Genomic DNA, 19,243 nt, shown 5'->3' with positions numbered 1-19,243 from the left:
ACGAAAGTTTGTTAATAACTTATTCGTACTGTACTTTTGTACGTATTAAATAAATAATTTCTAATGAGCGGAATGTTAAATTCAACAATAGCTAGAAAAGTAGCCATGGCACTTTCAGCTATATTCTTATTAATCTTCCTTTTACAGCATTTTATAATCAATTTTACCTCTGTAATAAGCGAAAGTACTTTTAATGAACTCTCCCATTTTATGGGGACTAATTTTTTAGTTCAATTTTTAATGCAACCTATATTAATATTTGCGGTTGTATTTCATTTTGTGATGGGTTTTATTTTGGAAGTAAAAAATAAAAAAGCTAGAAGCATTAGCTACAAAAGCTTTAATGCAAGTGCAAATACTACATGGGTTTCTAGAAACATGATTTATAGTGGTTTGGTAATCTTAGCTTTTATAGTGCTTCACTTTATTGATTTCTGGTTTCCAGAGATAAATCATAAATATATCGAGTTTGCTCCAGAAGACCCAACAAGATATTATGGTGAGTTAGTAGAAAAATTCCATAATCCAATTCGTGTTGGTGCATATGTAATTGCTTTTGTTTTATTAGCATTACACTTGCTTCATGGTTTTCAATCCGCATTCCAGTCGGTTGGATTCAACAACAAGTTCACTCCAGCACTTAAAACTTTTGGAAAGTTCTTTGCGATTTGCATTCCATTAGGGTTTATTTTCATCGCACTTTTCCATCATTTTAATCAATAGATTTAAGTATTATGGCAACATTAGATTCTAAAATACCACAAGGCGATTTAGCCAATAAGTGGGTCAATTATAAAAATGAAATTAACTTAGTTAACCCTGCTAACAAGCGTAACATTGATGTTATTGTTGTTGGAACAGGTTTAGCAGGAGGTTCTGCAGCAGCAACATTAGCAGAACTTGGATACAATGTAAAAACTTTTTGCTATCAAGATTCTCCTCGTCGTGCACACTCAATTGCAGCACAAGGAGGTATTAACGCAGCAAAAAACTATCAAGGAGATGGAGATTCTACTTACAGGTTATTTTATGACACTGTTAAAGGAGGAGATTACCGTTCTCGTGAAGCAAACGTATATCGTTTAGCAGAAGTTTCGGCTAACATAATCGACCAGTGTGTGGCGCAAGGAGTTCCTTTTGCTCGTGAATATGGTGGAATGTTAGACAATCGTTCTTTTGGAGGGGTTTTAGTTTCTAGAACTTTTTACGCAAAAGGACAAACAGGGCAACAGCTTTTATTGGGAGCTTATGCAGCTATGAATCGTCAAATTAACCGTGGAAAGATCCAATCTTTTAATCGCCACGAAATGTTAGACGTAGTAATTGTAGACGGAAAAGCTCGTGGAATTATTGCGAGAAACTTAGTTACTGGAGAAATAGAACGCCACTCGGCTCATGCGGTAGTAATTGCTTCTGGAGGCTATGGAAATGTATTTTTCCTATCTACAAATGCTATGGGAAGTAACGTAACAGCTTCATGGAAAATCCATAAAAAAGGAGCCTATTTTGCCAATCCTTGTTACACACAAATTCACCCAACATGTATTCCTGTTTCGGGAGACCATCAGTCAAAATTAACATTGATGTCTGAGTCGCTTCGTAACGATGGAAGAATTTGGGTTCCGAAGAAAAAAGAAGATGCAGAAGCTATTCGTCAAGGAAAATTAAAGCCTACAGAATTAGCAGAAGAAGATAGAGATTATTACTTAGAAAGAAGATATCCATCGTTTGGTAACTTAGTACCACGAGACGTTGCATCTAGAGCTGCAAAAGAACGTTGTGATGCTGGTTTTGGAGTAAACAAAACTGGAGAAGCGGTATTTCTAGATTTCGCATCTGCAATAGAGCGTTACGGAAAAGAACAAGCTATTATCCATGGAAATCATAATCCTTCAGAAAAGGAAATAAGAGAATTAGGAGAGAAAGTAGTAGAAAACAAATACGGAAACCTCTTCCAAATGTATCAGAAAATTGTTGATGAGAACCCATATAAAACTCCAATGATGATTTACCCTGCGGTACATTATACTATGGGAGGTATTTGGGTTGACTACAATTTAATGACAACCATTCCTGGGTGTTATGCTGCTGGAGAAGCTAACTTCTCTGACCACGGAGCAAATAGACTTGGAGCTTCTGCCTTAATGCAAGGTTTAGCCGATGGTTATTTTGTGCTACCTTACACTATTGGAAACTATTTAGCTGATGATATTAGAACTGGAAAAATCCCAACAGATTCTCCAGAATTTGATGAAGCTGAAAAAAATGTAAAAGATCAGATAGCAAAACTTGTTAACAATAAAGGGAAGCATTCTGTAGACCATTACCACAAAAAATTAGGGAAAATTATGTGGAATAAATGTGGAATGGCTCGTAATGCCAAAGACCTAGAGTCGGCTATTAAAGAAATAGCGGAATTACGTGCAGATTTCCATAAAAATGTATTAATTCCTGGTTCTGCAGACTCTAAAAATAGCGAATTAGAAAAAGCGTTAAGAGTAGCAGATTTCTTAGAATTAGGAGAATTGTTTGCTAAAGATGCTTTACATCGAAACGAATCTTGTGGAGGACACTTTAGAGAGGAGTACCAAACTGAAGAGGGAGAAGCAAAAAGAGACGATGAGAACTTTAAATACGTTGCCGCTTGGGAATACAAAGGAGCTCCTAGCGATGCCGTATTACACAAAGAAGAATTAGAATATAAAAACATTGAGCTTAAAACACGCTCGTATAAATAGTTAATTGCTATTTGTTAACCGTTTTTATTTTTGTTCTATGAAAAATGAGTGATATTAAGACTTTCGAAGATTTGAACAGTTGGGTTAAAGGAACAGAGTTAAGAAGAAAAATAGCTTCTGTTATAAAAACCTTTCCCAAGTTTGAAAAATTTGAACTTATGTCTCAAATGAGAAGGGCTTCTAGATCGGTTACTCATAACATAGCAGAGGGTTATGGCAGATTTCATTTTAAGGAAAATGCCCAATTTTGCAGGATATCAAGAGGCTCATTATATGGAATATTAGATCAAATAATTACGGCGCTTGATGAAAATTATATTGACAATAAAACTTATGAAGATACAAGGTTGATGGTAATTGATTGTATTAAAATATTGAATGGTTACATTAACTATTTAAGTAACGCAAAGTCCAATTAACTATTAACCATTAACTTTCAACATATAATAATATGAATCTTACATTAAAAATATGGCGTCAAAAAGATGCCAACACAAAAGGAAAGATGGTAGACTACCCAATATCTGGTGTAGAACCTGATATGTCTTTCTTAGAAATGCTAGATGTTTTAAATGAAGAATTAATTTCTAAAGGAGAAGAGCCTGTAGAATTTGATCACGACTGTAGAGAAGGGATTTGTGGTGCATGTTCACTTCAAATAAATGGAGAGCCACACGGGCCAGATAGAGGCGTTACTACATGTCAGCTTCATATGCGTATGTTTAAAGATGGAGACACTATTACTATAGAACCATTTAGAGCAACTGCTTTTCCTGTAATTAAAGATTTAATTGTAGACCGTTCTTCATTTGATAGAATTCAGCAAGCGGGTGGTTTTATTTCTGTAAATACTTCAGGAAATACTATCGATGCAAATGCAATTCCAGTTAATAAAGACGACGCTGACGATTCTTTTAATGCAGCTACCTGTATTGGTTGTGGAGCTTGTGTGGCAGCTTGTAAAAATGCAAGTGCTATGCTTTTCACATCAGCAAAAGTATCTCAGTTTGCTTTGTTACCACAAGGGCAAATAGAAGCTACCGACCGTGTATTAAATATGGTTAGACAGATGGATGAGGAAGGTTTTGGAAACTGTTCTAATACTGGAGCTTGTGAGATTGAATGTCCAAAAGGAATTTCTCTTGAGAACATAGCTCGAATGAACAGAGAATATCTTTCAGCAAATATGAAAAAGTAGATTCCTCAGATTAAGCACATAAAGCATTAAATACATTAATATAAAAGAGGCTTTTTAAAAAAGTATATAAACCCTAAATGTTATCCTGAGCTTGTCGAGGGATTCTTTTGGGGTTAGTTGTGAAACTTCGACAAGCTCAGTTCGACAAGCTCAGTTCGACAACTACATATTACTTTTTCAAAAAACCTCTTTTTTAGTTTCAAACATTTTTACTTCAAAAAAATAAATTGAAATGATTAAAGTACAAATAGTAGGATTAATCATTCTTCTTCTAAGTCTTGCAACTTATTTTTTTATGAATATAGAAGGTTTTTGGATTGGAGCAAGTACAGGAATTGGAGCTGGACTTCTTATAATTGGGAAACTTAAAAAAGTTTAGTAATTAACTTTTTTAAGGAGTTAGGCAGCATTTGGAGAAATCAAATTTAATACTTACTTTTAACGTTAGTAACGTAACACAAAACTATGATTATATCCTTTGGCTCTAAAGAAACCGAACAAATTTGGAACGGAATGCGAGTCAAAAAAATGCCGATTGAAATTCAAAGTCTCGGACGTCGAAAATTGAGAATGTTGAATAACTCGCAGGATATTACAGATTTACGAATTCCCCCGTCAAACCGACTTGAAAAACTAACTGGTAAATTAAACGAATTTTATAGCATTCGGATTAACAAACAGTGGCGAATTGTATTCGTATGGGAAAAAGGAAATGCAAGCGAAGTTGCAATAATTGATTATCATTAAAAAATATAAAAATGGGAAAGTTAGCAAATGTACATCCTGGAGAAATCTTGAATTACGAATTTCTTGAACCATTGGAAATCACCGCATACCGCCTTTCCAAGGACTTGAAAATTCCGCAAACCCGAATTTCGGAAATCATTAAAGGAAATCGCAGAATTACTGCGGACACAGCTTTACGATTGAGCAAATATTTTGGAAATTCTGCAAAATTCTGGCTTGGAATTCAAGACGATTTTGATATTGAGGAAGAAAAAGAATCGAAAGAATTGGAGCTGAACGAAATAAAACATTTCGAAAATAAAAACATTATTTAAAAGCAAGCAACTACGGCTTGCAAAAAAAGTTAGGAAGTAAAAATCAACTACTTCGGTGGAAATTCAAAGAAAACATATTTAACTCATTTCATATAAAGTAGTAACAATAACCTCTTTGCCTTCTTTTAAGGAAGTTGATAGTAATTGTTTCTCTTTTTTTATTTTTAAATTGAAGGGAGGTATCAATAAGTTCAAACCACTCTGCTTTTTTAGTCGAATTCCCTGTCCAGAAATAATATCTTTATTGGGCTCAAAACTACCGTTAGGTAGATGCTCTGTTAGAATAACATATTTATAAGCTGATAATTTACTTATTATACTTTGAACCTCTTTATTTGATAAATGCTGAAGCACTTGCCTAATTAAAACAATATCGGCAGTAGGCAAACTATCGGTTGCAATATCCAAACATTCAAAAGTTAAATTATCTTGAGTAAAAACTTCTTGATTCCGTTTAATAAGTCCTTCAACTATATCTACTCCAATATACCTTTTAGTGTACTTTACTAAATATTTCCCTACATTAAAATCGCCACACCCTAAATCGCATACCACAGGGGGAAAATCAAAAGACTTTAAGAAATTTTGAATAGTTTCAATATAAGGTTTTACTATTTCTGGACGATGAGAGCCCTCCCCAGAATAATAATCAGCATTATTACCTCCCCAAAGATTTAATGTATAGATCTGTTCCATAGCATCTTTTGTTGGCCATGGTTTTTTAGTTTTAGTAGTAATACGCTTACTTTTCACTCGGTAAAAACTTTAAAGCAAGATAGCACAACTAAACAAAAGCATAAAAATAAAAAACACCTCTTATGCTGAGCGACTAATGTGAGACCGCTTCTCCAGCTCCACTAGGAATACGAATATCTTCAACAATATCAACTATCTCCTTAGGCGGAGCTTTGGTAAATCTAGATACTATAATTGCTGTAACAAAATTTAAAATCATTCCGATAGAACCAAATCCTTCAGGTGAAATTCCAAACCACCAATCTTTTTCTTCAGAAGTATTAATCGTTCCAATCCAATGTAATCTGAAGCGAGCAATATAATACAAGGTAATAGCAAGTCCTACAACCATTCCTGCTATTGCTCCTTCTTTGTTCATTCTTTTAGAAAAAATACCCAATACAATAGCTGGAAAAAATGAAGCTGCCGCTAAACCAAAAGCTAAAGCAACAACAGAAGCCACATAGCCTGGTGGATGAATCCCGAAATATCCTGCAACACAAACGGCTACTAATGCAGCGCCTCTAGCAGCCCACAATTCTTGTTTCTCATTAATATCGGGCATGACCATCTTTTTAAGTAAATCGTGCGATACAGAAGAGGATATTACCAATAACAATCCGGCTGCAGTAGATAATGCAGCTGCTAAACCTCCAGCAGCTAATAATGCTATTACCCAATTTGGTAGGTCTGCAATTTCTGGATTGGCGAGCACCATAATATCTCTATCTATTTCAAGCTCATTAATAGTTGTATCTGCAACATATTGTATGGTGCCATCATTATTTTTATCAGTAAAAGTTAATAGACCAGTAGCTTCCCATTTAGAAAACCATTCGGGCATACTCCCATAAGGTTGGTTACTCACTGTTTGAATTAAATTAGTACGAGCAAAAACTGCAATTGCAGGCGCTGTAGTATACAATATTCCTATAAAAAGAAGGGCATAAAGCCCTGATTTACGAGCATCTTTTACTTTTGGAACTGTAAAAAAGCGAACTATTACATGTGGCAATCCCGCAGTTCCCATCATTAAGGCAGCGGTAATAAAAAACACATCAATTTTGGATTTTGACCCTGAAGTATATTCATGAAATCCCAATTCTGCTTGAAGTCCATCCAATTTGTCTAATAAATACGTTCCATCTGCAAGTTGCCCCCCTAAACCTAATTGTGGGATTGGATTTCCCGTCATTTGAATAGAAATGAAAATTGCAGGAACCATAAAAGCAAATATTAAAATACAATATTGAGCTACTTGGGTGTAAGTAATACCTTTCATTCCACCGAGGACGGCATAAAACAAAACAATTGCCATTCCAATATAAACCCCAGTATTGACATCTACTTCCAAAAACCTAGAAAAAACCACTCCCACTCCCCGCATCTGACCAGCTACATAGGTAAAAGAAACAAAAAGAGCACATACCACAGCTACTAAACGTGCTGTTTTAGAATAATACCTGTCGCCAATGAAATCTGGCACAGTGAATTTTCCAAATTTTCTGAGGTAAGGAGCTAATAATAATGCCAATAAAACATAACCTCCTGTCCACCCCATTAAAAAAACAGATCCATCATAACCAGCAAAAGAAATAATTCCAGCCATGGAAATAAAAGAGGCAGCCGACATCCAATCGGCGGCTGTTGCCATTCCATTTGCTAAAGGAGAAACCCCTCCTCCAGCAACATAAAAGTCTTTGGTAGATCCTGCACGACTCCAAATAGCTATTCCAATATATAACGCAAAGGTAATTCCAACAAGTAGATAGGTTAGTAATTGAACTGACATAGGTAGTTTATTCGTTTAGGTTGTATTTTTTATCCAATCGATTCATTAAAACGACATATATTAAAATCAGAATAATAAAAACATAAATAGATCCTTGCTGAGCAAACCAAAAGCCTAATTTAAAACCACCAAGCTTGATTTTATTCAACTCGTCTACTAAAATAATTCCAAATCCGAAGGAGACTAAAAACCATATAGAAAGTAAGATGAAAAGGTATTTTAAATTCTCTTTCCAATACCTTTCTTTAGTAAGCTGACTCATATATTATCATTTTAAAAACAATAATACATTTTTTTTATTAAAAAATTAAAAATTTGACTTCTTGAAGATTAAAATATTATCAAATTAACAATTTAACAGGTAATTGTATATAAAAAGAGGCAACAAAACTGTTACCTCTTTTTTAATTAGCAAAAACTAGTGGGGGAAATGTTCTTTTTTGGGGCATTTAGAACATTAAAAGTTTTTTGGCTATTAACATTAAACTTTTCATTAATGTAATCGTTCCTTTAACATTTGCACTTAAAACATTAAAGAATGATTGACTTTGTTGGTTGTCTTCATAGGTTAAAGCATGGTCTGTCATTATTCTAATAATTAAGTAGGTTAGTAATATTTTTATGACTTTAGGAACATGAAACTATAACACTTCCTTGGGAAAAACACATTTTTGTTGTGAATCTCTCAAATCTTGTTGTCAAAATAAAATTTTATATGTTTTAGCACAATAATCCCTTTTTGACGGTGGCAAATCTAAAATAAATAATGAATTATCGGATATAGAGATATAAAAATTCGATGAAATGCACTTTTAAAAAAACTGTTCTTAACACTATCTTGGTAAGCCCAGACAGTAGGCATTCAAACAAAATAAATTTAACTCATTTATATACAGAGAGTTTAAGCAAACATAAGACAGACTACAAGGAGTTAAACCCTAATAATTGATTTACAAAACCATTTCTGGCGTGTTTTCATTAACAATAAGCCTCCCAGCTGTAGCATTTTTAATTTCATCAACAGAAACCCCAGGAGCTCGTTCTAACAATAGAAATCCATCTTTAGTTACCTCCAAAACAGCAAGATTAGTTACTATCTTTTTTACACATTTAACCCCCGTTAACGGAAGCGAACATTCTTTTAATAACTTAGACTCTCCAGCACGATTGGTATGCATCATAGCAACAATTATATTTTCTGCGGAAGCTACCAAATCCATTGCTCCTCCCATTCCTTTTACCATTTTTCCAGGAATTTTCCAGTTGGCAATGTCGCCATTCTCCGCCACTTCCATTGCTCCAAGAATAGTTAAATCTACATGTTGCCCACGAATCATCCCAAAGCTTAAAGAAGAATCAAAAAAAGAAGCTCCTTTTAACGTAGTAATGGTTTGCTTTCCTGCATTAATAATATCAGCATCTTCTTCTCCTTCAAAAGGAAATGGTCCCATTCCTAAAACGCCATTCTCACTTTGAAATTCTACCGAAATATCATCCCGTACATAATTAGCAACTAAAGTAGGGATTCCGATTCCTAAATTTACATAATACCCGTCTTTAACTTCCTTGGCAATACGCTGCGCTATTTGTTCTTTATTTAAACTCATAATTAATTTGTTAATTAGTAAATGAGGTAATTTGAAAATTACTTGTTTTTACTCGTAGCTATAATTTTACTTATTACTAATATTATCGATTTCAAATCGTCTAATAATATTCCATCTGGACATGGATAATAAGGAGACGCTAAACATAATTTCAACCAATATTTCACCTCATCAGCTTCTTTAGCTGCTATTTTAAACTTATGTATAAAATCGGCTTTACCTTCTGCATTTTGTGCTTCAGCAATATTTGCTCCTATAGATGTACCAGATCTAAAAATTTGGGATGCCATTTCATATTTATACAATCCTCTTAGTTCTTCAGAAAATTGAATAATAGCAAGTGAAAACTTGAATGAGTGATTAACTATAAAATTTTCTTTGTCATTTCTCATTTTCAAATTTTCAAATTATAAAATTTATTCTTTCTTCCTAACAGTTAATTGTTCAATCCGTTTTTCATATTTTTCACCTTTAAAAATACGTTGTACAAAAATTCCGGGGATATGTATTTCATTAGGATTCAGACTTCCTGCTGGCAAAAGCTCTTCAACCTCAGCAACGGTAATTTTTGCAGCACCACACATAACAGGATTGAAATTGCGAGCGGTTCCTTTAAAGATTAAATTTCCAGCTTCATCTCCTTTCCACGCTTTAACAAAAGAAAAATCAGCTTCAAAAGCATGTTCCAAAATATGGGGTTTCCCATTAAAAACTCTGCTTTCTTTCCCCTCTCCTACTTCGGTACCATAACCTGCTGGAGTATAAAAAGCAGGAATTCCAGCTTGGGCAGCACGACATCTTTCTGCCAAAGTTCCCTGCGGAATAAGCTCTACTTCCAACTCCCCACTCAACATTTGACGTTCAAACTCATCATTTTCTCCAACATAGGAAGAAATCATCTTCTTAATTTGTCTTTTTTGAAGTAACAGTCCGAGACCAAAATCATCGACCCCAGCATTATTAGAAACACACGTTAAATTTTTTACATTCAACGCTACCAATTTATTAATGCTATTTTCAGGAATTCCACAAAGTCCAAACCCTCCAAGCAAAAAAGTCATGTTGTCTTTTACTCCTTGAAGCGCTTCATCTACAGATGTTTCTTTCTTATTAATCATTTCGTAATATTTTAGATGAAAATTACGAATATTTCAAGAAAATAGAAATTATATTTTAATAATGTGTGAATAATATTGAATTGACCAATTCTTGTATCGAAAAATTGAAAGTAATTAACTACCTCGGGGCAAGCCCGCAAGGTATTCTAAGGAAACAAATTTAACTTATTTCGACGCAAAGCCATTCCTTAGTTAAACTCAGGGCAGGAATTGGAGAATTAGACCCTCTATAAGGGATTAAAATATGCTTCTAGAAAAAAATCATATAAACTAATACCCCTAAATCTCTTCAGAAGCAATTAAAATACATCCAGCTTCTTTCATTTGCTGTAGCGCTATTTCCGAATCGTTTGGATTAACATTAACCCCGCGTATAGCATCTGTTACAACAAAGGTTTTAAATCCTTCTTTAACCGAATCCAATGCAGAAGACAACACACAATAATCGGTTGCAATACCGCTTACATAGAGCTCGGTAATTTTATTTTGTTTTAAAAAAGAGATAAGATTAATATTAGTAGCTTCAAAAGCAGAATAGCCATCGTCTATAGTACCCGTTCCTTTTAAAGCAACTAAATCAATATTTGCTGTGTTTAAATCGGAATGAAATTCTGCTCCATGCGTTTCTTGCACACAATGTGGCGGCCACTTATCAAAATGTTTTGTTTTAATAGGATGCCAATCTTTAGAAGCAATTACCAAATCAAAATTTGGAGCTATTTTATTAATAATTGGAGCTACTTCTTCCCCGCCTTTTGCAGCCAAAACTCCGCCAGTACAAAAGTCGTTTTGAACATCTACTATTAATAATGCCTTCATTAGAATTTGTGTTATAAAGCTATTCCTAGAGGGGATTAAAAATCGATATTTACCCCCTCATTATAATCTACTTTAATAGAATCTTGATCTGCCTCTGCTGGTTCATCACAATCCACACGGATACTTAAATCTTCTGGTCTCTCAAATGCAGCAGTAGAAATTCCTAAATCTTCATCCGCATAACATTTTTTCATGTAAAGTCCCCAAATAGGCAATGCCATACTTGCTCCTTGCCCGTAGGTTATACTTTTAAAATGCGTTGATCTATCTTCTCCACCTACCCATACTCCAGTTACTAAGTTTGGCACCATTCCCATAAACCAACCATCGGAATTATTTTGAGTTGTTCCAGTTTTTCCAGCAATAGGATTTTTTAAATCGTATGGATACCCCGTAATAATCTCTTTATAAACTTGTATATCTTTACGCCAAGTTCCTCTTAACCTTGCTCCAGAACCCGATTCTGTTACTCCTTCCATTAATTTTACGGTAGTATAAGCAACATCTTTACTTAGTACATCTCTAGTTTCTGGAACCGATTCATATAAAACTGTTCCATTTTTATCTTCAATACGAGTAATCATAACTGGCTTAACATACACCCCTTGATTTGCAAAAGTTCCAAAGGCACCTACCATTTCATAAACCGAAATATCTGGAGTTCCTAAAGCAATAGAAGGCACTGGTAAAATTTCCGCTTCAACCCCCATACGTTTAATAAGATTAACCACTGGTTGTGGTCCTACTTTATCCATTAACCTAGCAGTAATTGTATTGACAGAATTTGCCAAAGCATACTTTAAGGTGTACATATCTCCAGAATACTTACCATCGGAATTTTTAGGACACCATGGTAAAATATTCCCGTATTTATTAGCTTCGATGCAGGTATAAATATCTGGAAACTCATCACAAGGCGATAAATGCAATTGGTCTATAGCAGTTGCATATACAAAAGGCTTAAAAGTAGAACCCGCTTGACGGCGACCTTGTTTTACTTGATCGTATTGAAAGTGTTTGTAGTTAATTCCTCCAACCCATGCTTTAACATGACCAGATTGTGGCTCCATCGACATCATTCCAGTACGCAAGAAATATTTATAATACCTTATAGAATCTAAAGGAGACATTACCGTATCTTTTTCTCCCTGCCAAGTAAAAACTTCCATTGGAATTTTTTTCTTGAAGGAAGCTATGATTTCTTTTTCAGGTTTTTTAAGAACATCTCTCATACGTCTCCAACGCTCTGACTGACGCATCGAACGGTTATAAATTCGTTGGGTTTCCTCAGGAGTTACATCTAAAAATGGCGCTGTTGGATTACGCTTGTCTGTATTTTGCACAAAAAATTCCGCTTGCAAACGTTTCATATGCTCACTTACCGCCTCTTCTGCATTGGCTTGCATTCTAGAATCTATGGTTGTAAATATTTTTAACCCATCAAGATAGATATTGTATTTCTCGCCATCAGGTCGGTAATTATCTTCATCGGCAGTCCACTGCTTCAACCAATCTCTTAAATACTCTCTAAAGTACGTAGCTATCCCTTCTCGGTGAGATTCTGGATGGTAATCTATTTCTAAAGGAATTGCAGCAAGAGAATCGCGTTCTTGTTCATTTAAAAATTCATTTTTAAACATCTGATTCAACACTACATTTCGTCTATTCTCTACCCCAACAGGATTTCTTCTAGGGTTGTAAAGCGATGAATTTTTAAACATTCCAACCAGCATTGCAGATTGCTCTACATTTAAGTTTGAAGGTTCTTCTCCAAAATAAATACGTGCTGCAGAACGAATACCATCAGCATTATTACCAAAATCGTAAATATTGAAATACATGGCAATAATTTCTTCTTTGGTATATTGTTTTTCTAGTTGAATAGCAATAATCCATTCTTTAATTTTCTGAATAATCCGTTCAACAATATTTGAAGAAACCTGCTCGGTAAACAACTGTTTTGCTAACTGCTGAGAAATTGTACTTGCTCCACCTCGAGTTCCTAAAAACACAGCAGCACGAAGTGTTCCCCAAGCATCAATCCCCGAATGATCGTAATAACGTTCATCTTCAGTAGCAATTAAAGCATTTACTAAATGTTTAGGCAATTCTTCAAAATCAACAGGCGTTCTATTATCATTTAAATAATATTTTCCTAAGGTTTTTCCGTCTGAAGATATAATTTCTGAAGCTAAGTTTGTTTGTGGGTTCTCTAATATTTCAAATGAAGGTAATTTCCCAAAAACTCCCCAAGAGGCTAGTAAAAATATAAGTACTACAAAGAGAATTCCTGCTGCGAAGAGTCGCCAAAACCATAAGATATATTTTCTAAAACCTTGATTTTTACTTTTAGCTTTTTTGTTTGATACTTTCTTTGCCATTTTATTTTTCAGCTGATTTTTCTATACTTATACCTACGTCTGTAATTCCCTTTAAGGATGTTATTCCTTCTACAGTTCCATTTTTTCGCATTGCATGTTCAATTGCAATATTATAAGTTCCCATAGTAGGGAAAACAACATTTTCTTTGTAATAAAGCTTACTTTCCTTTAAAGAGGAAAATCCTTTACCAAGCCACTCCCCACTAGGTTTTGCCATCTCATATTCCAAAGTATCGGAAACAGTTTTTCCTCCTGGAAAATCTAAATTAACTATTAGGTATAAATTACTAAACTTATAACTATCGTCGTTTCTTAGATTGATAAAAAGATTATAAGCATTTAATGTATCTTTAGGTTGAAACTCAAAAGAGACTTTTTCATTCTTATCCCATCCATTTTTAATAGGCTTATATTCTCCAAAAACATTCGCATCGGAACTACAAGCTACAAACATTAAAGCCATAAGACTTAAAAAAACAAGTCGCTTATGCATTATTAGACCTTTTCCTTCTATTGTTGTTAGTACGTCTTTTTTTATTTTTGCTACGCCCTTTAGATGCTTTAGGCTTATCAAAACGTGTTAAACTATCTTGTCCTACAACGTTCTCAAACTCTGTTTTAGTATCTGCAGTTAAATCAAGTGCATATTCTTCAAGTCCAGCAACAGGTTGTTTCTTTTTATTAAGACTGATGATTTCTCTTACCTGATCTGTAGTTAATACAAACCAATTTGCCCATTGCCCTTCGTAACAAAACCACATAAGTTGCTTAAAAATGTCTATTTTCTGACAAACAGCTTCTCCTTTTTCAGTTTTAAGTCGTTGCTCCTGACTAGGGAAATCGTTTAAAGCGTCTAAATAAGCATCGAGCTCATAATTTAAACAACATTTAAGTTTTCCACATTGTCCTGCTAACTTTTGCGGATTTAAAGAAAGCTGTTGGTAGCGAGCCGAAGCTGTATTTACCGATCTAAAATCTGTTAACCAAGTAGAACAGCACAACTCTCTCCCACAAGAACCAATTCCACCAAGTCTGGCAGCTTCTTGTCGGTATCCTATTTGACGCATTTCAATACGAGTACTAAAAGCGCGTGCCATATCTTTTATAAGCTGACGGAAATCTACGCGTTCTTCGGCAGTATAATAAAAAGTAGCTTTAGAACCATCTCCTTGAAATTCTACATCCGAGATTTTCATTTGTAGTTGAAGACTAATCGCTAATTCTCGAGATTTCTTTTGAACTGCTGCTTCACGGTCTCTTGCCGCTTGCCAAATATCAATATCTTTTTGTGAGGCTTTTCTATAGATTTTTGGTAGATTTTCATCTTTAAAATCTACTTTTTTCTTTTTCATTTGTACTTTAACCAACTCTCCAACAAGCGTTACAACACCAACATCGTGCCCTGGAGAAGACTCTGTAGCCACCACATCTCCGATGGAAAGGGTTAAATTTTCTTTATTTCTGAAAAACTCTTTTCTACTATTTTTGAATCTAACTTCGACACAATCAAAAGGCTCATGGCCATTGGGTAGCGACATATTAGAAAGCCAATCAAAAACGGTAAGTTTATTACAACCATCTGTTCCGCAAGTACCGTTATTCTTACACCCACGTGGTTGCCCATCCTTACCGGTTGAACAACTGCTACATCCCATAATTTTATATATTGAACCGAAGAAACTTCCTTAAAAGTACTTCGGTTAAGGTTCATAAATACTTCACTTATAAACTAGTTTTTAACCAGTTCAATACGTAAAGATACTATTTTTAGTCTGTTTAAAATTTCTACAATCTTAAAATTTAAAATTCAGCAGAAATAGAAAACTAAATATAAGAAAAATCTTATGCTATTCTTTAAACTTTAGCACTTCCGATCTTCCTTTCTTAAAAATTAAATTGCTTACTGCTTTTCCTTTTCTAAGCGCTTTTTGCTCTTCATAAGGTAAAGCTACAATATCCATACAATCTGTTGAGCAACAATTATTCATCTTTGCTGCACATTCTTCACATTGAATAAACAATAAATGGCACGCTTCGTTCGCACAATTTACATGTGTATCACAAGCTTTTCCACATTGATGACAATGTGCTATAATATCTTCACTAATTCTTTCTGAACGGCGTTCATCAAAAACAAAGTTCTTCCCAATAAATTTATTTTCAAGCTTACTGGCTTCTATTTGACGTACGTAATTAATAATTCCGCCTTCCAACTGAAAAACATTTTTAAACCCTTTATGTTTGTAATAAGCACTAGCTTTCTCACATCTAATCCCTCCTGTACAATACATTACAAGGTTTTTATCTTCTTTATGCTCTTTTAAATCTTCTTCTATAATTGGCAAAGAATCTCTAAAAGTATCTACATCTGGTGTAATGGCGTTTTTAAAATGACCTATTTCACTTTCGTAATGATTACGCATATCCACCAAAACAGTATTTGGATCTTCTATAAGCTCGTTAAAAGTAGCCGCATCTACATGAATTCCTTTGTTGGTAACATCAAAAGCATCGTCATTCAACCCATCTGCTACAATTTTATCACGCACTTTAACTTTTAGCTTTAAAAAAGCAAAGTCATCATGCTCAATAGCTATATTAAGACGTACGTTTTCTAAAAAAGAAATCGAATCTAAATGTTTTTTAAAGTCGTTAAATAATTCTGCAGGAACCGATAATTGTGCGTTAATCCCTTCTTTTGCCACATAAATTCTTCCTAACACCTCCAATTCGTCCCAAGCTAAGAACAAATGATTTCTAAGGATTTGTGGATTTCCAATTTTAGCGTATTTATAGAAAGAAATTGTAAGGCGCTCTTTTCCGGCTTCTTCAATAAGTGCCGCTCTTTCTTCTGCGCTTAATTTATTGTACAGTTGCATGCTATACCAATTTTTTAAGTTAAAGAATTTGTTTCATTAATATTTTTGCAAAAGTAAGGATTTTTAATTTTAGGAGGAAATCTGGGTTCAGGAGACAGAAGACAGAAAAAAAACTTTCCTGAAACATCGTAACAACATAACTCCATAACTTTATAACTCAAAGTGGCAAAGTTGTAAATGTGTCAATTTGAGGATTTGAAGATGTGGAAATGAAAAAAGTCAGAAGACCGAAGTCTGAAGTCGGGAGACAGAATGCAGTGTTCAATGTTCAATAAGCAGTTTTTTTTCTTTGTAACATCGTAACTACATAACAGCCTAACTTTTTTACTTTCAACTCAAAGTGGCAAAGGTTCAAAGTGGCAGAGGGACAAAGTTATAAATTTGGAAATGAGGAAATGAAAAAAAGTCAGAAGACCGAAGTCTGAAGTCGGGAGACAGAATGCAGTGTTCAATGTTCAGTAAGCAGTTTTTTCTTTGTAACAGCGTAACTACATAACAGCGTAACTTTTTACTTCGGGCTTCGAACTTCCAACTTCTTTCTTTTTCAATCAAGAGTCAGGAATCAAGAGTCAAGAAAAATCTATATTCTCTTCTCTTTACTCTTGTTTCCTTTCAACTCCAGACTTCTCTCTTTTTCAATCTTTAAATAAAAAAGCGTTCAATAAGCAGTTTTTTTTCTTTGTAACATCGTAACTACATAACAGCGTAACTTTTTACTTCGGGCTTCGAACTTCCGACTTCTGACTTATCCAATTCTCTCTCGAATTTCTCGTTTTAATACCAAAAAAAAGAGCTTCAATAATTACTGAAACTCTTTAATTAGCTAATTCGTTGTTATTAAATATTTAAAATATTCATCATTGCAATAACAACGAAGCTAGCCACCATCCATCTTACCATTGCAAGGAATTGCTATGGCAGGATTATTCGATTTCCATATGTAGACATTGCGATATTCCATAAAAAATCAAATAATGTTAAAATAAAAGACGTATCTTTCCTTTGTGTTGATAATTATATTCTATATTCAAAATTTTATCCTTCAAAACAATAACTAATGGGTAAACCCCATTAATTTTAGGGCTACTCAGCCTTCCATTTTTTATTAGATACGAAAAAAATAAAAAGGTTGCGTGGCAAATTGTATGCTGAAAAAAGAAATAGTATTTTAGCACGAAACAAAAGAATACAAAGAAATGAGTTCGGAAAAAGATGCAAAGTTAAAAGCACTAAAGCTCACTTTAGACAAGTTGGATAAAACCTACGGTAAGGGAGCGGTGATGAAAATGGGAGATAGTGTTGTGGAAGATGTTGATGCTATTCCAACAGGGTCTATCGGACTGGATATTGCGTTAGGTGTTGGCGGGTATCCAAGAGGTAGAGTTATAGAAATATACGGACCAGAATCTTCTGGTAAAACAACACTTACGTTACATGCTATTGCTGAGGCTCAAAAATCTGGTGGAATTGCTGCCTTTATAGATGCGGAGCATGCTTTTGACCGTTTTTATGCACAAAAATTGGGGGTTGATATTGATAATTTAATTATTTCTCAACCAGACCATGGAGAGCAAGCTCTGGAAATTGCCGATAACTTAATTCGTTCAGGAGCTATTGACATTGTAATTGTGGATTCTGTAGCTGCATTAACGCCAAAAAGTGAAATTGAAGGAGAAATGGGAGATTCCAAAATGGGACTTCATGCTCGTTTAATGTCGCAGGCTCTACGTAAACTTACAGCAAGTATCAGCAAAACAAAATGTACGGTTATTTTTATCAACCAGCTTCGTGAGAAAATTGGAGTGATGTTCGGAAACCCAGAAACAACAACTGGTGGAAATGCCTTAAAGTTTTATGCTTCAGTTCGGTTAGATATTCGTCGTTCTACACAAATAAAAGATAGTGATGGCGGGGCTTCTGGTAATAAAACCAGAGTAAAAGTGGTGAAAAACAAAGTAGCTCCTCCTTTTAAAGCTACAGAATTTGATATTATGTATGGAGAAGGGATTTCTCGAGTTGGGGAAATTCTAGATTTAGGAGTTGAGTTCGAAATTATTAAAAAGAGTGGTTCATGGTTTAGTTATGGCGATACCAAACTAGGACAAGGACGTGACGCTGTAAAAACAATTTTACAAGATAACCCTGAACTTTTAGATGAGTTAGAAGGAAAAATAAAAGAAGGTATTAAAGCAATGGATAACTAATACTGTTGTAAAACACCTTTAAAAATTGCTTCGAGATAAGTTCTCAAAGTATGTAATAAAAATAAGTTTACCTCATTTCGATACAGAGCCCTTCTGTAAAGTCAGAATAGGCTTTGAGGAATCAAACCCTCTATGAGGTAGGAAATCCCGAGAATTTATCTTCTCGGGATTTTTTTATAGAAAAACGCAACCCTTTCATCCTAAATGCATCTACTAAGAAAATTAGTATAAAAAAATGAAAAAGTTTTTTGTTTTAATGCTTTGCACTTTTACTTTGCTAAGCTTTAGTTCTTGTGACTTATCGGATGATGATGCAACAAATTTTTACTACGAAACCATGGAAATTACAAGCGCTAATTTTCCAGAATATTTCGAGTATGGAAAAGTATACCCAATTGACTTTACTTATTTAAGACCTACAGATTGCCATATCTACAATGGTTTTGAGTTTAATCATACTGGTGAAACTGAACGTACTATCTTTGCAGTAGCAACAGTACTAGATAGAACCGATTGTGAAACCTTAACAGACACAGAAGGGACTGATAGTTTTGATTTTGAAGTAAGATATAGAAACACCTATACCTTTAAATTTTATATTGGAGAGGATGATAATGGCGAAAAACAATATCTTACTTATGAGGTCCCTGTAAGAGAAGTAGGCGAAGAAACTACTACCTCGATGTAAGTATACGAGGTAGCAAACAAAAA

Annotated in this window: 20 protein-coding genes; 9 read left to right on the top strand and 11 right to left on the bottom strand. The window is 34.4% G+C overall.

Annotated elements, in window-relative coordinates; translation table 11 throughout:
* Positions 1-63 precede the first annotated feature (63 nt).
* From JOOMADRAFT_RS04530 to JOOMADRAFT_RS04505, 7 genes are all read left to right on the top strand, one after another.
* Positions 64-723: a succinate dehydrogenase cytochrome b subunit gene (locus JOOMADRAFT_RS04530; RefSeq protein ID WP_008611615.1), complete on the top strand. Its 660-nt coding sequence runs from the start codon at positions 64-66 to the stop codon at positions 721-723.
* 11 nt (positions 724-734) lie between these two features.
* On the top strand, positions 735-2,738 hold the full coding sequence (locus tag JOOMADRAFT_RS04525) for a fumarate reductase/succinate dehydrogenase flavoprotein subunit (protein WP_008611614.1): 2,004 nt from the start codon (positions 735-737) through the stop codon (positions 2,736-2,738).
* Between the two features lie 44 nt (positions 2,739-2,782).
* Entirely contained in the window at positions 2,783-3,157 is a 375-nt protein-coding gene (locus JOOMADRAFT_RS04520) for a four helix bundle protein (protein ID WP_008611613.1), read from the top strand.
* A gap of 32 nt (positions 3,158-3,189) precedes the next feature.
* On the top strand, positions 3,190-3,936 hold the full coding sequence (locus tag JOOMADRAFT_RS04515) for a succinate dehydrogenase/fumarate reductase iron-sulfur subunit (RefSeq protein ID WP_008611612.1): 747 nt from the start codon (positions 3,190-3,192) through the stop codon (positions 3,934-3,936).
* A gap of 232 nt (positions 3,937-4,168) precedes the next feature.
* On the top strand, positions 4,169-4,315 hold the full coding sequence (locus tag JOOMADRAFT_RS20125; RefSeq protein WP_008611610.1) for a hypothetical protein: 147 nt from the start codon (positions 4,169-4,171) through the stop codon (positions 4,313-4,315).
* An 86-nt stretch (positions 4,316-4,401) separates the two neighbouring features.
* Positions 4,402-4,683, top strand: a complete 282-nt coding sequence (locus JOOMADRAFT_RS04510) for a type II toxin-antitoxin system RelE/ParE family toxin (RefSeq protein WP_008611609.1) — start codon at positions 4,402-4,404, stop codon at positions 4,681-4,683.
* 11 nt (positions 4,684-4,694) lie between these two features.
* Positions 4,695-4,997, top strand: coding sequence for a HigA family addiction module antitoxin (locus tag JOOMADRAFT_RS04505; protein WP_008611607.1), 303 nt, complete (start codon positions 4,695-4,697; stop codon positions 4,995-4,997).
* Between the two features lie 78 nt (positions 4,998-5,075).
* Here the strand turns inward: JOOMADRAFT_RS04505 and JOOMADRAFT_RS04500 are convergent, their stop codons facing one another.
* The 11 genes from JOOMADRAFT_RS04500 to trhO form a co-directional block, all read right to left on the bottom strand.
* The gene (locus tag JOOMADRAFT_RS04500) at positions 5,076-5,750 is read right to left on the bottom strand and encodes a class I SAM-dependent methyltransferase (RefSeq protein WP_008611606.1); all 675 of its coding nucleotides are present in this window, start codon (positions 5,748-5,750) and stop codon (positions 5,076-5,078) included.
* Positions 5,751-5,826: 76 nt separating this feature from the next.
* Entirely contained in the window at positions 5,827-7,524 is a 1,698-nt protein-coding gene (locus JOOMADRAFT_RS04495; RefSeq protein ID WP_008611600.1) for a sodium:solute symporter family protein, read from the bottom strand.
* Positions 7,525-7,531: 7 nt separating this feature from the next.
* Positions 7,532-7,786, bottom strand: coding sequence for a DUF4212 domain-containing protein (locus JOOMADRAFT_RS04490; protein WP_008611599.1), 255 nt, complete (start codon positions 7,784-7,786; stop codon positions 7,532-7,534).
* Between the two features lie 688 nt (positions 7,787-8,474).
* Entirely contained in the window at positions 8,475-9,131 is a 657-nt protein-coding gene (locus tag JOOMADRAFT_RS04485; RefSeq protein WP_008611595.1) for a CoA transferase subunit B, read from the bottom strand.
* 38 nt (positions 9,132-9,169) lie between these two features.
* Positions 9,170-9,523, bottom strand: coding sequence for a four helix bundle protein (locus tag JOOMADRAFT_RS04480; protein WP_008611594.1), 354 nt, complete (start codon positions 9,521-9,523; stop codon positions 9,170-9,172).
* Positions 9,524-9,547: 24 nt separating this feature from the next.
* Positions 9,548-10,249 (bottom strand): CoA transferase subunit A, encoded by a 702-nt coding sequence (locus JOOMADRAFT_RS04475; RefSeq protein WP_008611592.1) that lies wholly within the window; start codon positions 10,247-10,249, stop codon positions 9,548-9,550.
* A gap of 279 nt (positions 10,250-10,528) precedes the next feature.
* On the bottom strand, positions 10,529-11,068 hold the full coding sequence (locus JOOMADRAFT_RS04470) for an isochorismatase family protein (protein WP_008611591.1): 540 nt from the start codon (positions 11,066-11,068) through the stop codon (positions 10,529-10,531).
* A gap of 35 nt (positions 11,069-11,103) precedes the next feature.
* On the bottom strand, positions 11,104-13,449 hold the full coding sequence (locus JOOMADRAFT_RS04465; protein ID WP_008611590.1) for a penicillin-binding protein 1A: 2,346 nt from the start codon (positions 13,447-13,449) through the stop codon (positions 11,104-11,106).
* A 1-nt stretch (position 13,450) separates the two neighbouring features.
* Positions 13,451-13,942 carry a gliding motility lipoprotein GldH gene (locus tag JOOMADRAFT_RS04460; RefSeq protein WP_008611589.1) on the bottom strand — a complete coding sequence of 164 codons (492 nt, stop codon included), beginning with the start codon at positions 13,940-13,942 and terminating at the stop codon, positions 13,451-13,453.
* Positions 13,935-15,104: a PSP1 domain-containing protein gene (locus JOOMADRAFT_RS04455; protein ID WP_008611588.1), complete on the bottom strand. Its 1,170-nt coding sequence runs from the start codon at positions 15,102-15,104 to the stop codon at positions 13,935-13,937. Before JOOMADRAFT_RS04455 ends, JOOMADRAFT_RS04460 begins: the two co-directional genes overlap by 8 nt.
* 192 nt (positions 15,105-15,296) lie before the next feature.
* Complete coding sequence (gene trhO / locus JOOMADRAFT_RS04450) at positions 15,297-16,328, bottom strand: oxygen-dependent tRNA uridine(34) hydroxylase TrhO (RefSeq protein ID WP_008611587.1); 1,032 nt, start codon at positions 16,326-16,328, stop codon at positions 15,297-15,299.
* A 1,196-nt stretch (positions 16,329-17,524) separates the two neighbouring features.
* Here trhO and recA point away from each other — a divergent pair.
* Both recA and JOOMADRAFT_RS04440 read left to right on the top strand, forming a co-directional pair.
* Positions 17,525-18,532 (top strand): recombinase RecA, encoded by a 1,008-nt coding sequence (gene recA, locus JOOMADRAFT_RS04445; RefSeq protein ID WP_008611586.1) that lies wholly within the window; start codon positions 17,525-17,527, stop codon positions 18,530-18,532.
* Between the two features lie 235 nt (positions 18,533-18,767).
* Positions 18,768-19,220 (top strand): hypothetical protein, encoded by a 453-nt coding sequence (locus JOOMADRAFT_RS04440; RefSeq protein WP_008611585.1) that lies wholly within the window; start codon positions 18,768-18,770, stop codon positions 19,218-19,220.
* Positions 19,221-19,243: the final 23 nt, after the last annotated feature.

This window comes from Galbibacter orientalis DSM 19592 (assembly GCF_000260115.1).
In the GTDB taxonomy this organism is placed as follows: domain Bacteria; phylum Bacteroidota; class Bacteroidia; order Flavobacteriales; family Flavobacteriaceae; genus Galbibacter; species Galbibacter orientalis.
Note: the sequence above shows the minus strand (reverse complement) of the source record. Positions and strands in the feature narration are given on the sequence as shown.

Coding starts and splice junctions, on each gene's coding strand:
- JOOMADRAFT_RS04465 (WP_008611590.1), bottom strand. CDS start 13,449: ATGGCAAAGAAAGTATCAAACAAAAAAGCTAAAAGTAAAAATCAAGGT.
- JOOMADRAFT_RS04530 (WP_008611615.1), top strand. CDS start 64: ATGAGCGGAATGTTAAATTCAACAATAGCTAGAAAAGTAGCCATGGCA.
- JOOMADRAFT_RS04460 (WP_008611589.1), bottom strand. CDS start 13,942: ATGCATAAGCGACTTGTTTTTTTAAGTCTTATGGCTTTAATGTTTGTA.
- JOOMADRAFT_RS20125 (WP_008611610.1), top strand. CDS start 4,169: ATGATTAAAGTACAAATAGTAGGATTAATCATTCTTCTTCTAAGTCTT.
- JOOMADRAFT_RS04520 (WP_008611613.1), top strand. CDS start 2,783: ATGAGTGATATTAAGACTTTCGAAGATTTGAACAGTTGGGTTAAAGGA.
- recA (WP_008611586.1), top strand. CDS start 17,525: ATGAGTTCGGAAAAAGATGCAAAGTTAAAAGCACTAAAGCTCACTTTA.
- trhO (WP_008611587.1), bottom strand. CDS start 16,328: ATGCAACTGTACAATAAATTAAGCGCAGAAGAAAGAGCGGCACTTATT.
- JOOMADRAFT_RS04470 (WP_008611591.1), bottom strand. CDS start 11,068: ATGAAGGCATTATTAATAGTAGATGTTCAAAACGACTTTTGTACTGGC.
- JOOMADRAFT_RS04495 (WP_008611600.1), bottom strand. CDS start 7,524: ATGTCAGTTCAATTACTAACCTATCTACTTGTTGGAATTACCTTTGCG.
- JOOMADRAFT_RS04515 (WP_008611612.1), top strand. CDS start 3,190: ATGAATCTTACATTAAAAATATGGCGTCAAAAAGATGCCAACACAAAA.
- JOOMADRAFT_RS04480 (WP_008611594.1), bottom strand. CDS start 9,523: ATGAGAAATGACAAAGAAAATTTTATAGTTAATCACTCATTCAAGTTT.
- JOOMADRAFT_RS04525 (WP_008611614.1), top strand. CDS start 735: ATGGCAACATTAGATTCTAAAATACCACAAGGCGATTTAGCCAATAAG.
- JOOMADRAFT_RS04440 (WP_008611585.1), top strand. CDS start 18,768: ATGAAAAAGTTTTTTGTTTTAATGCTTTGCACTTTTACTTTGCTAAGC.
- JOOMADRAFT_RS04510 (WP_008611609.1), top strand. CDS start 4,402: ATGATTATATCCTTTGGCTCTAAAGAAACCGAACAAATTTGGAACGGA.
- JOOMADRAFT_RS04490 (WP_008611599.1), bottom strand. CDS start 7,786: ATGAGTCAGCTTACTAAAGAAAGGTATTGGAAAGAGAATTTAAAATAC.
- JOOMADRAFT_RS04475 (WP_008611592.1), bottom strand. CDS start 10,249: ATGATTAATAAGAAAGAAACATCTGTAGATGAAGCGCTTCAAGGAGTA.
- JOOMADRAFT_RS04485 (WP_008611595.1), bottom strand. CDS start 9,131: ATGAGTTTAAATAAAGAACAAATAGCGCAGCGTATTGCCAAGGAAGTT.
- JOOMADRAFT_RS04505 (WP_008611607.1), top strand. CDS start 4,695: ATGGGAAAGTTAGCAAATGTACATCCTGGAGAAATCTTGAATTACGAA.
- JOOMADRAFT_RS04455 (WP_008611588.1), bottom strand. CDS start 15,104: ATGGGATGTAGCAGTTGTTCAACCGGTAAGGATGGGCAACCACGTGGG.